Annotated in this window: 10 protein-coding genes; 8 read left to right on the top strand and 2 right to left on the bottom strand. The window is 48.7% G+C overall.

Features of this window, described 5'->3' with window-relative positions:
- The first annotated feature begins 185 nt into the window (after window positions 1-185).
- The 8 genes from MHH86_RS15590 (at window position 186) to MHH86_RS15625 (ending at window position 12,203) form a co-directional block, all read left to right on the top strand.
- A complete protein-coding gene (locus tag MHH86_RS15590) occupies window positions 186-2,834 on the top strand; it encodes a glycoside hydrolase family 2 TIM barrel-domain containing protein (protein ID WP_036677255.1) in 2,649 nt (882 codons plus the stop codon).
- Window positions 2,827-4,932, top strand: coding sequence for a hypothetical protein (locus tag MHH86_RS15595; protein ID WP_076141231.1), 2,106 nt, complete (start codon window positions 2,827-2,829; stop codon window positions 4,930-4,932). The genes MHH86_RS15590 and MHH86_RS15595 overlap by 8 nt, the downstream gene beginning before the upstream one ends.
- 243 nt (window positions 4,933-5,175) lie before the next feature.
- Entirely contained in the window at window positions 5,176-6,075 is a 900-nt protein-coding gene (locus MHH86_RS15600) for a sugar ABC transporter permease (protein WP_036677455.1), read from the top strand.
- A 5-nt stretch (window positions 6,076-6,080) separates the two neighbouring features.
- Window positions 6,081-6,965: a carbohydrate ABC transporter permease gene (locus tag MHH86_RS15605; RefSeq protein ID WP_051490964.1), complete on the top strand. Its 885-nt coding sequence runs from the start codon at window positions 6,081-6,083 to the stop codon at window positions 6,963-6,965.
- Between the two features lie 142 nt (window positions 6,966-7,107).
- A complete protein-coding gene (locus MHH86_RS15610) occupies window positions 7,108-8,538 on the top strand; it encodes an extracellular solute-binding protein (RefSeq protein ID WP_081383668.1) in 1,431 nt (476 codons plus the stop codon).
- A 101-nt stretch (window positions 8,539-8,639) separates the two neighbouring features.
- Entirely contained in the window at window positions 8,640-9,608 is a 969-nt protein-coding gene (locus tag MHH86_RS15615) for an alpha-L-rhamnosidase N-terminal domain-containing protein (protein WP_076144077.1), read from the top strand.
- A 96-nt stretch (window positions 9,609-9,704) separates the two neighbouring features.
- Window positions 9,705-11,102, top strand: coding sequence for a family 78 glycoside hydrolase catalytic domain (locus MHH86_RS15620; RefSeq protein ID WP_051490962.1), 1,398 nt, complete (start codon window positions 9,705-9,707; stop codon window positions 11,100-11,102).
- Between the two features lie 60 nt (window positions 11,103-11,162).
- Complete coding sequence (locus MHH86_RS15625; RefSeq protein ID WP_036677251.1) at window positions 11,163-12,203, top strand: hypothetical protein; 1,041 nt, start codon at window positions 11,163-11,165, stop codon at window positions 12,201-12,203.
- A gap of 355 nt (window positions 12,204-12,558) precedes the next feature.
- Here MHH86_RS15625 and MHH86_RS15630 read toward each other — a convergent pair whose 3' ends face one another.
- Window positions 12,559-14,286, bottom strand: coding sequence for a sensor histidine kinase (locus MHH86_RS15630; RefSeq protein ID WP_162164258.1), 1,728 nt, complete (start codon window positions 14,284-14,286; stop codon window positions 12,559-12,561).
- Between the two features lie 31 nt (window positions 14,287-14,317).
- Window positions 14,318-15,601, bottom strand: coding sequence for a response regulator (locus MHH86_RS15635; protein WP_036677246.1), 1,284 nt, complete (start codon window positions 15,599-15,601; stop codon window positions 14,318-14,320).
- Window positions 15,602-15,839 lie beyond the last annotated feature (238 nt).

Raw genomic sequence — 15,839 nt, forward strand, 5'->3', positions numbered from 1 at the left:
AGCAACTGAGCAGTTTTACAAACGATTTCACAGGGTTGGAGACCTTTGAAAACATTAACCCGGTGCTATCATTGGTAATGAAGCTGCACACCTAAAGTTGTAAGCGCATTAACGAATGGCGCCAGAGCCGCTCATCGTCAGGAACAGCGCCAAATTTAGCAGGGTTTGGGGGAACGGGAGAAGACATGAATGAAATTCTATTGAACGATTTGAAGTGGGAAGTCAAAGGGTATTGGCCCTGGGTTCCGCTAAAGGGCACCAGTATGGAGCTGGGACAGGAATTGATGGGGGTTACGGACTGGATGCCTGCCACTGTGCCGGGTGGAGTTCACTATGATCTCTTCAGACAGGGCTGGATTACCAACCCTTATCAAGAGTTAAATAGCCTGAGTTGTGAATGGGTGGAGAACCGCTGGTGGGTTTACCGTACGACCTTGAAGCAGCCTGAGCTGAGAGCAGCCAGAGTTGAACTGGTCTTTCAGGGACTGGACTATGAAGCCTCGGTATACGCTGATCATTTACTGCTGGGTGAACATAAAGGTATGTTCGAGCCGGCTGTATTTGATGTTACAGACCTGCTCTCCGGGCGGGAAAGCCTTGAAATTTCAGTGCTGTTGAAGCAGGCGCCAGATGAAATGGGGCAAATCGGCAAAACCTCGGCTACCTTCACGCAGAAGAGCCGTTTTAATTATAAATGGGATTTCTCTACCCGGTTGGTCAATGTCGGAATCTGGGATGATGTGGTATTGAGGGTACATCAACAGTGCTCTTGGGATGATGTGTCGATCACTACAGATGCGGAGTTTGGCGAGAACGATAGAAATCAGATCTCGTCTGGTCGAATCACCATTCAAGCAGGAATCAAGCGAATGGCTGGCTCTGAAGATGATGGGACACTGACAGCGAGCATCACCTGTACTGATCCGGAGGGGAATCTGCTGCTGGTTCAATCGCGACCAGTTCGAGCTGGAGAGCTTCTGAACGCGGAGCTGGAAATACCCGAACCTGAGCTATGGTACCCAAACGGTTATGGAAAGCAGCCACTGTACAATCTTGAACTAAAGCTACTGGATGAAGCTGGAACGGAATTGGATACCCAGAGCTTTCAAACGGGCATTCGCAAGCTCGATTATATCCACAATGTAGACAGTCCAGACAACGCCCTACCATATACAGTGGTGATTAACGGAAGCAAGATCTATATGAAAGGGGTAAATATGACCCCTCTGGACCATCTCTACGGGAATGTAACGGTTGAACAATATCAACTGATGATTCGTCTGATGAAAGCAGCTCATATTAATCTCGTTCGGGTATGGGGCGGTGGAATCATTGAGAAAAAGGCTTTTTACGACTTATGTGATGTAAACGGCATTATGGTCTGGCAGGAGTTCATTCAGTCCAGTTCAGGTATTGACAATATCCCTTCGAAGCAGCCGGAGTTTTTGGAGCTGCTTCACAAGACTGCCTGCACAGCGCTCTGTGACAAACGCAATCATGTATCGCTAACGGTATGGAGCGGCGGCAATGAATTAATGAGTGAGCCAAATAAGCCTTCCGACAGCAGCGATTCCAATCTGGCGATGTTGAAAGAACTGGTAGAACAGTATGATCCGCAGCGACTCTTCCTACCGACCTCAGCTTCCGGCCCGGTAGAATATATTACGGATGCAAAAGGTCAGGGGCATGATGTGCACGGTTACTGGAAGTATATGGGAAACCCTTATCACTACGAGTTATATGGCAGCAACGATAATCTGCTGCACAGCGAATTTGGGGTGGACGGTCTGAGTTCTCTCAAAAGTCTGGAGAAATTTCTGAGTGAGACCAACCGGCGACCGGTTTCTATGGAGAACAACGCGATATGGAGACATCACGGGGAGTGGTGGGATACGCTGAGCCGTGAAGAAGAAATGTTCGGCAGCATGACAGATTTGGAGCAGTTCTCTGCCTGCAGCCAGTGGATACAGGCGGAAGGAATCCGGTTCGTGCTGGAGGCTAACCGCCGCCGTAAGTTCCGAAACAGCGGCAGCATTGTCTGGCAATTCAACGAGCCGTGGCCGAATGTGTCCTGCACTAACCTTGTCGATTATTACGGTGAAACGAAGATGGCCTACCATTGGGTGAAATCTGCCTTCCGTCCGCTACATGTTTCGCTGGACTACCGCAGTCTACTGCTTACACCAAGCACCGGATTTCAGGGAGATGTATACGTGCATGGAGGAAATGGACACAGGGTAGAAGTCGACGCGGAAGTCTTCGATGCAGTCGGACGGTGCATCTATCAGCAATCATTTGAGGCAGAGGGAAACAAAGATCAGGCTGTCGGCGCTGGGGTGCTGAATTTCAACGTGCCAGAGCATGACGATGCTTTATATTTCGTCAGATTGTCCTACCAGGACGGCGATGAAGCACCACAGCAGAATTTATATGTATTCTCTACCAATAAAAAGCATCCATATGCTCCCGCGCTTGCACTTATAGGAGGCAATCTTGAGGTGCGTCAGGAGAGTTTATGGCAGCCGACGGGTGCTCAGGAGAAGAGCCAGCAGGCCCGTTTTACAGTCCGAAATACCGGTAGTGAAGTTTTGCTGCATGTACATGCAGAGGAAAGGGGAGACCGCTACTGGATGGAAGCGGATGAGCAGTTCCATACCCTCTTTCCGGGTGAGACCAAAACAGTAACGGTTACTTGCACTCCTAAACTCTCAGGAGGATTCCTGTCTGGGGAAAATTATAGGATCACAGATGGCTTGCCAGAAATTAGATTCATGTCGTTCCTAACAGCACAGAGCAGAATGATACAGGTTGGAGGAGAAAAAAATCGTGAGTAAAACATTGTGTTTTGTACCGGAGGCATATGTTCCGCTAAGTCGGTTTATTCAAGCCGAGGGATCTACACCTGTCGCTATACCTGTTAGCAGAGCAGTGGCTGATTACTTAAGGCTGCACAACGCTCCACTGCTGCTTGCTTGCTTGCGAGGCGGCGAAGTAGCTTATCAGAAAGCGAATTGGTCAACCCTCCATGAAGACATTGTTGAAGCTGAAGCAGCAGAAGAGATCTCCGAGAAAGAGGAGGGGGTATTTGTATTAGTCAGTCCTTTGCTGACCAATATGCTTCCTGTAGTGTCTCACTGGGATAATAGCGTTGCTGAGGGAAAAGGAGGCTTCCGTTATGGCGGAACAGATGGCATAGGGACATTGCGGATGGACGAAGCCGGGGAAAAGGTTGTTTCCGAGCATGCGCGGCTCTACAATAGCGACCCAGATAGCCCTTATGTATACAATACGGAAGATCATCAGCTGTTCGGAGGCAACGAGGGGAATAAGAATCTTAAAACTCCGCAATTCGAGCATTATATCGGTGACCGCTACAGTCTCTATGCTGTAGATGATCTAGTTGCAGTTTCCCTGAGCGACCGCATCCTTAAGACCTTCGGATTTCCGGTGGTTTTCCGCAATGCATCCACAGACAATGCTGCACTTTTAAGCAATGCGCCTGTATTTCAGCTCATCAGCGGCAGTCTGCTAGTTATAGAGAATGACCAGCATAGCCTTGCTTCCTATATTCTGCCGCCCTTCTGGAGTGCGGCAAATGTTAAGGGATATCCACTGTTGTTCAATGGTTATTATGATGCCAATGAGAATACCTTCAGCACGGTAGGTCCCTCATTTCTGGAAATCATCGGCAAGACTCTGGCCAGCACCGGCAAAGGCGTTGTCGGCATTCTGTGGAACGGAGGAGGATATATCGGCAGCCGTTCCTTGCAAGGCTCCATCTATGCTGGCATTGGGGCGGCAATTACCAGAGGTCAAGAAAGTTATGGCGGTGATGCAGAGCAGGTAGTGGCTGTAGGTGGTTCGCGCGGCGGCTTAACTGCGCTGCTGGCTGGAGGCAATCCGCTTTGCTTACCCTATCGGGTGCGCTACACACTGTGTTATGCACCGCCGTTGATTCTGAACGGGCTCACCCGTGAGTTTGCCGAAGGAGCTTGCCCACTGATCTGGCATGTGGCGGAAGTAGACACCGGTTACCGGGAAATCTGGAAGAAAGATTGGCAGCATCCACAGAACGGCAGCACGGGAATCGAGACTCTGCTACAGACTCTGACGGGAACTATTGACTCTGCAAGTCTAAAGGAAACGACCGGACTGGAATCCGAATTTTTTCTGGAGGGTCTTAAAGCGAGTGGCACAAAGCTGCTGATTAACCATGGCACGCATGATGCCTTTACCCTTAGCCGCTTCAGCTTTTCCTTCGCGGCTTTGGTTCGGAGTCGCGGGATACCGCTTCGCCATGAGATCGGATACCGCTTCGGCCATAACAACTGCACGGATCTTTACGAGCAAGCTACTCTATGTCTAATAGCTCTGCTACAGGAACAGGAGCTCGAATTCACGGGCACGGTGCATTATCGCAGACGCAGTCCGGCTGCGGGAGAGTGGGAGCAGACCGAACGTTTTGTCCCAACTCATCAACCCGTTTTTCTGGAAGCACCTAAGTTCGTAGCGGTGGGTAGCCCTGTGGCTTGGACTCTTTATGGAGAGCCGGGAATGGAATACCGCCTGGATCTGGGAATCCTAGATCAGCAGGCTTGGGAACAGAAGCAGCAGGTAGTTCGAAATGAGCGCATCACACTGGCGTCCGGTGTATTGCCGGACAAACAACATCCGCTTGAACTCTGCTCGTGGCAGGATGGCGTAAGCCAGCTCACTGACGGACAACATGCGGGCTTTTATCTTTATGAGCTGTCATACAGGCTCAAGGGTGAGCAGAAGTGGAGCGTAGTTTCTCCCTCCCGTGTGCCACAGCCCGGCGTAGAGCCTCAGTCGGTGCTTCGTATTTTGGAGGAGCAGCCCAATCCGGCGAGCGAAGCGTTTCGGGCGGAAGCGGCCGTCCTCTGCATCAGCGCAGGGTTAAGTGAGGCCTAAACGATTCACCATAACATGAACATAAGCGGTGTGCGGCCATTCCGGTGCGTGCACTGCTTTTTTTTGCCAACAAATAAGTAGCTTTACAAACGCTTTCGCAGGGTTACCGGATTTCGGCGCTCAGTAGGAAGCGCTATCATTTAGGTATAACAACTATACAACGCCTGACCGGATTAAAGCTTGATTCCGGGAGGAAGGAAGGACAGGAGCATGATTGGAAAAACCAGTGAACTAAATCCTTTAATGACAGAGAAAAAGAAAGGTTATCCTGTACGGCGTTTATTCAAAGATTGGTCATCCTGGATATTAATTGTACCCACACTGTTTGCCTTTTTCTTTTTTTCCTGGCAGCCGCTCGTGAAGGGCATTGTGCTCTCTTTTTTCAATACTGAGGGTTATAATGCCGTAAGCTTCGCCGGACTGCAGAATTACAAGGATGTTATACAGAACTCGGCGTTTCAACAGACATTGACCAACTCTTTTGTGTATGTGTTCTGGTCACTACTGATCGGTTTTGCCGTACCCATTATTGTCGCTGTCGTGATTAATGAATTGAGACATGGGAAGTCATTTTTTCGCTTTTCGGTCTTTTTTCCGAGTATGGTTCCCGGCATTGCCGCTTCGATGTTATGGATGTTTTTGTTTGAGCCCGGAAAGGGTGGCGTGCTGAATATTATGCTGAGTGCCATGGGATTTCCGGTGCAGCAATGGCTTCAGGATCCGCAAATGACGATAATGCTGATTATCTTCACGATTACCTGGCGAAATTTCGGGGGAACAGTGCTGCTTTATCTGGCAAGTCTACAGAGTATTAATCATGATCTGTACGAAGCAGCCTCGATTGACGGTGCGAATGTATGGCGGAGATTCAAAAGTATCACCATTCCGCAAATCTCTAGCATGATCGGACTGATGATGATTTTGCAGATCAGCGGTGTATTCCAGATCTTCAATGAACCCCTAGTAATGACTGAGGGTGGACCGAACAATGCCTCAATGACCTTGATGCTGCAAAGCTATTATTATGCGTTCCGGAGTTTTGAAGCAGGCCATTCAATGGCGCTCGGGGTTATTACTTTTCTAGTCCTGATGGTGCTTACCATTATTTATTTCCGGCTGGATAAGAAATTGAACAGGGAGTAGAAGCTATGAAAACTAAAGAAGCATATGGCATTATCGGCAATATAGAATACAGATCACCTTGGGTGCGCCTGCTGTATTGGTGCATGTTCATTCTGATGATTGTGCTGGCCGCTGTCTGTATTTTGCCTCCGGTCTGGATTATGGTCTCAAGTCTGAAGGACATCAAAGAGTTTTATGCAATCCCGCCCACCCTGATCCCCCGCTCGTTCAATGTTGGCAAGCTATGGGAGACCTGGCAGGAGTTTAACTTCCTCAGTTATTATCTGAATACGGCTTATCTGGCCGCAGGTTCTGTACTGTTCTGCCTTACTTTTAACGGACTGGCCGGATATTTCTTCTCCAAGCTAAAGCCGCGGGGCAGTGCCCTGCTGTTTGCACTGATCGTGTGGACCATGATGGTGCCGAATACAGTGGGCATGGTGCCGCTGTTTAAGAATCTGATTGATTTTCCGCTGTTGCACTTGAACCTGACCAATACTTACTGGCCGATGTGGTTTATGGCTGCTGTGAATCCGGTGGTAATTCTGATCTTCAAAAACTTTTTCGATACCATCCCACAAGCGCTGCTGGAAGCCGCCAAAATTGACGGAGCGAGCACAATCGGTATTTTTATTCGAGTCATTCTCCCGCTCAGCGGACCAGTTATGGCTACAATTACAATCCTTACGATGAACAGTGTCTGGCAGGACTTCTTCTGGCCCTTTATGGTGCTGAAGGATAAATCGACCTGGTCGGTCATTGTGGCTATTTACAATCTGAAGGCGACATTGCCGCAGGACATACAGTTTATTGCGTTGACTTTTGCGATTCTGCCGCCGATTATCCTGTTTATTTTTTTCCAAAAGTACATTATGAACGGGCAATCCTTCGGCGGCAGTATTAAAGGGTAACATCACCCGATCACAAACCATTTCACAGTTTTGCCCCGTAGGGTGCTGCAGAAGGTGCATGTTAAGATGATTTCAGATTCAAAAAGAAAGCGCTTTACATGTTGCGAAGAATGCTTTAACAATAAGACTAGGGGGAATTACATTGAAAAAAGGACACACCAAGAACCTGACAGCTACACTGGCACTTACGCTGCTTTTTTCTGCCGGACTGGCTGGCTGTGGAGGCGGCTCCAATGAGAAGAATGCCGGAGGAAAGACGGAGACAGCGGGCAATCAACAGGTGACGATCAAGGTCAGTAACTGGCCAAAGCCGAATGAGGAAGCCAAAATCGCCCAGTATGAGCAGGTCATGGCGAAGATGAAAGCCAATTATCCGGAAATTATTGTGGACAAAGATGAATGGGGTTATGATGTCAGCTCATTCCTGCCAAAAGCGGCCAGCGGCCAGCTTCCGACGGTATACGAAACCTTTTTTACAGAAACAAGCAAAATCATCAAGGCAAATTACGCGGCTGACATAACGGATACGATGAAAAAATATGGCTACGACAAGGCGATCAATCCAGATCTGCTGAAAATGGTTACCAAGGACGACAAGTATTATGGGATTCCGAAGGACGGATACGTCATCGGTATGCTCTACAATATGAATCTTTTCAAGGAGGCTGGACTGCTGGACGACAAGGGGATTCCTAAATTTCCTAAAACATATGAAGAGCTAGCAGAAACTGCGCAGATTATTAAACAAAAGACCGGTAAAGCCGGAATGTTCTTGCCTACAAAAAGTGGTCAAGGCGGTTGGATGTTCATGAACATTGCCTGGGCATACGGAGCAGAATTTGAAAAACAAGTGGACGGGAAATGGCAGGCGGTGTTCAATTCGCCGGAAGCAGCAGCGGCCCTGCAATATGTGAAGGACTTAAAATGGAAATATGATGTACTGCCCGACAACAATCTGGTCGATGTTACGAACGATATGTTCCGCTTGTTCGGAACCGATCAGGTCGCTATGAGCTTCGGCACGAATGACTGGTCACCGGTCATCCAGCAACAGACTAAGATGTCCAAGGACAATGTGGCAATGTCCGCGCTTCCAGTAGGACCGATCGGGAAACCTGTAACCCTGCTCGGTGGCGGCCTATATATGTTCTCGCCTAATGTAACACCTGAGCAGATTGATGCCGGATTCAAATGGCTAAAAACCTACGGATTTACACCAGAGTCCTCTGAAGAGGCACTGACCGGTTGGGATATTGAGAAGAAGACACTGAGCGATCAAGGGCTGATCGTAGGGCCTTACGGGTTGCGGATTTGGACTGATGAGAAACGGATTGGAGAAGAACAAAAGATTCTCGACAAATACAACAACGTCAATCTGGATTTGTTCCGTGATTATATGGACAATGGCAGCAAAGGCATGCGGGCGGAAGAACCAGTCAACGCACAGGAATTGTACCAAAAGCTGGATATCGTACTGCAAACCGTACTGACGGACAAGAACGCAGATCCGCAACAGATCTTGGATAGGGCTGCCGAAGAATTCCAACGTGATTATCTCGATAAGGTTAAATAAAACGCAGACCAACGGCGACGTCGTCCTTCTGAAGGGCGGCGATGCCGTTTCTGCGTAGATTGCCTTAACTACTTAAATGAGATAAAGGAGATATGCATAACATGGCAGCAAAAGAATGGGGAGACTGGGGAGCACGCTGGATCTGGCCGCAGGAGGAGCAAGGATCAGCGGATAGGGAACAGCAGCACGAGCGTGCGTACTTTCGCAGAGTGTTCGAACTGCCAGCTGGTATCGGAAAGACCTGCACCCTGGATTTGGCCATTACCGCAGACAGCCGCTACAGGCTGTTCGTCAATGGGCAGCGTTTATGGGCCGGTCCTTGTAAAGGACATGGTCATATACAGTATTATGAAGAATTCAGTCTGGACAATGTTCTACAACCAGGTTTAAATGTGCTTGCTGTTATGGTCGTTCATTATGCAGGGACTACGCCCTTTGAACTGGGTGAAGACGGACCTTTGTCCGTCTGGCGCTCGCAAAAAGGCGGTCTGCTTGTGGAAGCGGCAGTTACACAAGGCGGGCAGCTAGTACAGGAGCTAAATACGGATAGCTCATGGAAAAGTATTAAGGATCGCAGCTATAAGCTCCAGCAGTTTCCGATCATACGCTGGATGGGTGGACTGGAAGAAGTGGAGGGTGACGCAGCGCTGCTGGATTGGACACTGCCCGAATATGATGACAGTGCCTGGCTTGCTACCGGAATTGTGCAACCGGTGCGGGATGAATATGGCCAATTAACCCCTTGGCAGCTGGCCCGGCGTCCGATTCCGCTGTTGTATGAGCGGGAGCAATTTTTTCTGAAGCTAATGCGCAGCAGTAGCGGGGTAGGGCAAGCCTTTTTTGAGGAAGGGCATAGTCTGGAGCTGCGAAATGGAGATGGCGGCGCTTCACCCAACGCAGTACTGCCTTCCGCTGGAATAACAATAGAAGCAGGGCAACATTTTTGGTTGGAGTTGGATGCTGGCGAGCTAACCACAGGGTATTTGCAGCTTAGACTTCTTGGAGGCAAAGGTAGCCGGATTACCCTACTATGCGCTGAGTGTTATGAAGAAGAAACGGGGGATGATTAGATTCGCCGCAAAGCTGTCCGCGATAATACGAAGGAACATGTATTAAGAGGGGGCTACGATAGCTATCACCCGGCAGGTTACGGCATCTCTGCGCGGATGGAAATCTACGAACCGTTCTGGTTCCGTACTTTCCGCTATGTACGGCTGGAAGTGCAGGCTGGTGTCGAGCCTCTAACGATTTCCAGCTTTAGCTATAGGGAGACCGGATATCCACTGCAGCCGGAAGGAAACTTTCACTGCTCCGATGAACAATATAACCAACTATGGGAGCTCAGTGTACGAACACTTCAGCGCTGCATGCATGAGACCTACGAGGATACTCCGTATTATGAACAGCTGCAGTATACCATGGATACCAAACTGATGATGGAGTTTACGTACCTATTATCAGGGGACGACCGGTTAGCGCGGAGAGCTATGGAAGATTATAAGGCCTCTCAGCTACCAAACGGGATGCTGCAAAGTCGCTATCCCTCTGTGCTGCCGCAGGTCATTCCTTCCTTCTCCCTATATTGGATCGGAATGATTCATGACCACTACAGATCCTTCGGGGATATGGCCTTGGTGAATCAGTACCGGTTAGCGCTGTTATCTGTGCTGGACTGGTTCGATCAACATCTGACTCCGGAGGGTCTGGTGGACAGAACGCCCCGCCAATATTGGAATTACTTCGATTGGGTGGAGGAATGGCCGCTCGGCGCACCGGATTGTACGGATGATGCACCCGCAACCGTACTGAGCCTGATGTATGCGGCCGCGCTGGAGCAAGCGGCTGAATTGCTTGCAGCCAGCGGTTGGACACAGATTGCTGGTGAACTGCGTCAACGCAAAGCGGCGGTCAACGCTGCGGTAATGGATTGCTGCCGGCTAACGAACAGTCTGCTGTTCCGCGACAGTCCGGAGGCAACTGCGGGAACGCAGCATAGCCAGCACACGCAGGTCTGGGCGGTTTTGGCGGGCACAGTGGATGTTGTAGAAGGGGCGGCACTGCTGGAGTCAACGTTAACAGACACATCACTGGCTAAGCTTTCGTTGCCGATGAGCTACTATCTATTCCGCGCGCTAGAGAAATGCGGAATGTATGACCGCTCGTTCGGACTATGGACACGGTGGTTGAAGCAGTTGGAGCTTAATCTCACTACACTTCCAGAAATAGATTCAACCGGCACCAGAAGTGACTGCCACGCATGGAGCGCACTGCCGATCACTGAGTTCACCAGAGGGATATTGGGTGTCCAACAAGGAATAGAGGGAATAACTATAAAGCCCCACTATGGAGAACTGCGGCAGGCCAGCGGAACCGTAAATACAAGTATCGGCCCAATAAACATCAAATGGGAGATCCGTTCAGTAACAGGACAGGAGATCTTCCACATGAAAGCTTCCTGGCAAACCGGATCGGCAATTACAATAATTCTGCCTAATCATGAAGTGCATGAGACAGATGAGGGTTCCTTTTACAAGGAGATCGACATTAGTCACCTTAGCTGTTAGTCTGATTTCAGTTGATTTTGTTTTCATGATTCATACACCGGAGGGGGATGGGGAAGTCATATGTTCAGATCGTTCGGCCGCAATATCCGCCTAGTCCTGGTGTTGTTCATTACTGTCTATATTGTCGCTTCGAGCTTCATTCTGTACCGTACTATGGAGCATAGAAGCCTTGACATGCTGCGGCAGCTATCCGTTCAGTACACTGGCCAGCAGCATAAGAACACACTTCTGTTCATGAACTGGCTGGAGGAGACCTCGAAGCTTATATCCAACAACCAGGTGGTGCAGAATGCGCTGAAAAAACCAACATATGACGGGGCAATCTCTCCGATACTTGAGGGCATACGTTCTTCCAGTAGTGACATTCTCGGCATTTACATTTGGGGAGAAGCAGGGGGAACTTACTCCTCGAGCAATGTTTCCGGGTTGCTGCCCTTTGCAGAGATCAAAAAAAAACCAGGGATGGAACAATTTCTAAATAACCGAGAGCAGGCTTTGCGCTGGACGGTGCTGAACCGGGAGCATCTAATGAATGCACCTTCGGATCTGCGCGACCGTCTGTTGCTTGAAGTAAAAATTAAGGGTTCGATGGGAGACGTCCTCGGTCTGCTCTCGCTCGAAGTGGAGATTGACAAGCTTTACAGCTTCTACCTATCTGGCGAGAATACAATCTACGGGGAAAATGAAGTTTACCTACTGACCGGAAACGGGAAGCTATTGAGTGCTGCCGATGTCCCGAAGGAGCGACTGCAGGAGATCAAAGCAGCACTAGTTACTTCGGAAAAAGCTACCTTGGCTGAGCCAGTGACACAGGGTATCGATCAAAATAGTACAGGCAGAGGTGATGCAGATCTGCTGGAGCGGGAAACGGCTGACGGCCTGATTTTGCTCTATCCACTACCGGAATCGGCAGAGCGGATTGTCACCTATATCTCAGCAGATGGCATGAATGCAGAGCTGCGAACGTTTAAGTATTTAATGCTCGCCCTGAACATCGTAGTGTTCATAGTGTTCTGGCTGCTGATCTCAGTGCTTAGCGGCAGTATAGTTAATCCACTGAAGCAGTTGTACCTGAAGATTAATTCAACAATGAAAGACTAAGATAAGATGGAGTCTGAATCATGAAAATCGCTAACCGAAGTGTATTTCATACATCTAGCGTGGGCAATAAACGGATGAAGTAAGATATAGTTGTATTCAGTACACTTATTATTCGGAAAGTTAGTTGCTGCCAACAGAATTGGAACGTATAGATGTACCAAATACACTTAAACTTCTGCTCGCTGCAAAAAAGGGTGCTTTAGCTGTATTAAATACAACTAAAGCACCTATAATTCTCGAAAGTATCTTTAATTTTCCACTACTCAATCGTCTTTTTAAGCAAAGTAGAAGTCCCGCCTACCCACTCAAAAAGGATCGATTTCTTTGTTGTGTCCGCATTTATAAACTAAATTCGCTAATTGGGCAGTTCCTTCTTCAAGTTGATCGTAACTGTGGTGCCTTGCCCCGGTGTGCTGGAGATACTTAAACCATATTGAGGACCATATTCCAGTTTAATTCGTTCGTCCACATTTCTTAGTCCATACCCGCTCTGAAACAACACATCTTCCTTGGCTTGGCTAAGCGTCGCACCGTTGGAAAATCCCACCCCGTCATCAGTCACTGTGAAGCGAATCTCATCTGCCACTAATTCGCCTTTAATCCAGATTCGGCCCATCCCGCGTTTCTCGCTGATGCCGTGTTTGATCGCATTCTCTGCAATAGGCTGAAGAATCAGCTTCAGAATGCGAACCTTGCGCAGCGATTCCTCAATCTCGTATTCAATCTCGAACTTATCCGGAAACCTCATTTGCTCAACTGTCACAAAACTCTGCACCAAGCGGATTTCTTCGTCCACGGTCACGAACTTGTCGCCTTTATGCAGGCTGATTCGAAAAAAGGTAGCTAATGAAGAAATCAGTCGTTCTATATCGGGCTGCTTCTTCAGTCGGGCAATCCAGGCAATTGCATCCAGTGTGTTGTAGAGAAAATGGGGATTGATCTGTGATTGAAGTGCGGTCAGCTCAGCTTTCCGTTGCTTTTCTTTCTCCTCATCTTTCTCCAGCATTAATTGGCTGATCCGCTCCACCATCTGATAGTAGCTGTTCTCAAGCTGAAAAATCTCATCAACCTGACCGCGCTGTTCATAAACAGCGGCCAGATCTTTTTTGCCAAACAGGCTCAGCTTCTTCTTCAAGTTCAGCAGTGGACGGGTGATTTTGGCTGCCAGATAGAAGGAAAAAATCAGCAGCACAATAAAGGTAACGCTGGCGAACAGAAGCGCATTTTGATTGCCTTTGGCGATTCCCGAGAGCAGTTTGTGATTGGAAATCACGCTGGTGAATTCCCAGCTGACCCCAAGTGTCTCCAACCGGGGATTCAAAGGATAAGTAGCAATGATGTAGGAATTTCCGTTATCTGACCAGGTACGATAGCCTTCTTTTTTACCTGGGCGAAGAGGGGCGTTTTCCTCCAAAAAATTGCCCAAGAGCCGTTTGTCGGGGTGAGAAATAATCCGATTGTCGGAAGTCAGGAAGGAGTAGCCGATGCCAGTGAAGCTGGAGGAATACAGGTCCGCCAAAGCAGCCTCCCTGACATAAATGATCACGACCCCGATATTTTGCCCTGTATTGAAATTGCGGAACTGCTGGCCGAATGGAATATACGCATTGCCTTCTCCATCCCGTTTGATCTCACCGACAACAGGCATGCTGCTCTCCTGAATGCGTTTGATGAACAGGGCTTCAGGCACCTCCAGCATCTGCTCCTTAGACTGGTAAGAATAAAGCATATTATCGTTGGTGCTGATAATCACGTTACCCACCAGGTCGTTCTGGGCCAGCATACCGTCGATGATAGCTCCGATTCGCGATTCCTTATCAGCTGACGGCAGGGAATCATTATTGATGATTTGGTAGATATCACTGTTCACCAGAAACCGCAGAAACAACATTTGAATGTCATCGACCATGAGCTCCACGCTAAGCCCAATTTGGCGCTGAGTCTGAACGACATGGCGGTACAGATCCTTTTGCAGGTAGGTATAGGAATAAAAATTGAAAATAACGAGCATCAGCACCAGATGCAGAGACAGTCCTGCTAACAGAACAACAACAATCCGGCTTTTGATCTTGAACCGCCTCATCCAGGAATCCATCCGGTTGGCTAGTCTCCGCTTACCCATAGGTTTTTGCATATTCACTCGGCGGGATGCCCGTCATTTTTTTGAAGATCTGGCTAAAGTATTTGGAGTCGGTGAAGCCGACCTGATTGCCAACCTCGTACACCCGATACTTCGGATTGCGCAGCATACGTTTGGCTTCCTCGATACGGTATTCCGTCAGACATTCGTAAAAGGTTTTGTTCAGATCTTTACGGAATAGATGCATCAAATGGGTTGGACTGACGAAGACCGCCGCAGCAACCATCTCAACGGTAATGTTTCCGGCATAGTGCTCCCGGATAAAAGCGAGTGCGTCCCTGATTTCACGCCGGCACCGAGCCCCAGCCTCTTCTTCAGCATACAGCACACGTTCAATGCCAGAAAGGGCACGCTGCGCAGCAAGTACAGCCTGCCGGTATGAATCTACGATCCCGTTCCATTCTCCCGCAGGTTTACCTATGCCGACGCTTAAGGCCTGGCCGAAGTGCTGTTGGCTCCATTCAGATAGTTGTTTGCCCAATTTTCGTGCAGAATCTCCGGCCAGCTCTGGTTCCCCGGTCCGAAGGATCATAACCCACTCCAGATGGCTGTCCCGGAATAGACACAGTTGCTCAAAAGAATGCGCTTCCAGAATAGTCGCCGCTGCATCCTCCAGCGCTTTGCCTACAGTATTTCCTTGAAGGCCGTTATCAGGAGGAAAGGTAATGGACAGCGGTAGGATAGCTTTTCCAGGTTCCAATTGCAGTTCCAGTAATTTTATCTTATTTGAAATAAACTCTTCGTTATGCAGTTGGTCATGCAGCAAATCCTGCCAGAACTGCTTGGAGATCGAGGCCAATTCCTCATTAAGCTGTGAATACCGCTTGGAGAGTTGCTTTTTGCCAAGGATTTCATCCCCGACGCTTCGAACTGTATTTGCAAGTTCTTCTATATTAATGGGCTTTAGCAAATAGGTGGAGGCGCCATAACGCAAAGCAGCCTGCGCATATTGAAATTCGTCATAACCGCTGAGCACGACAATCCCTACGAGCATGTCCTGTTCCCGTATTTTTTCGATGAGCTCAAGACCGTTCATATACGGCATACGAATATCGGTAATGATCACATCTGGACGGTGCACTAGGGCAAGCTCCAATCCTTCCTCGCCATTGCTGGCTTCTCCTATGATCTCGACGTTGTATTCTGCCCAGTCTATGGTCTGGGTGATGCCCATGCGGACCAGATATTCGTCATCCACTACAAGCGCTTTCAACATTGGCTTCACCTCGAAGTAGTTTCTAATATGTCTTACAGCCATTATAAACATGAAACCTCTTAAAGAGGAGGTATAATTTCTGAGGTTGTCAGGATCGCAAACGATTTCGCAGTATATTCCCCGGTGACTCTGCGCAGTGACTGCCACGTAGCGTAAGGATCAAACATTTCAACAGCTTCGCAAACCGTTTCATAGGATTCCATCCTAACTTTTGCAAAATCCACTGTGATAGACTTTAAGCGTAAAAGAGCAGTAAGCGCTTTTATAAACATAGAGAGAT

The sequence above is a fragment of the Paenibacillus sp. FSL F4-0097 genome, from assembly GCF_038593125.1.
Classification (GTDB): Bacteria; Bacillota; Bacilli; order Paenibacillales; family Paenibacillaceae; genus Paenibacillus_AQ; species Paenibacillus_AQ odorifer.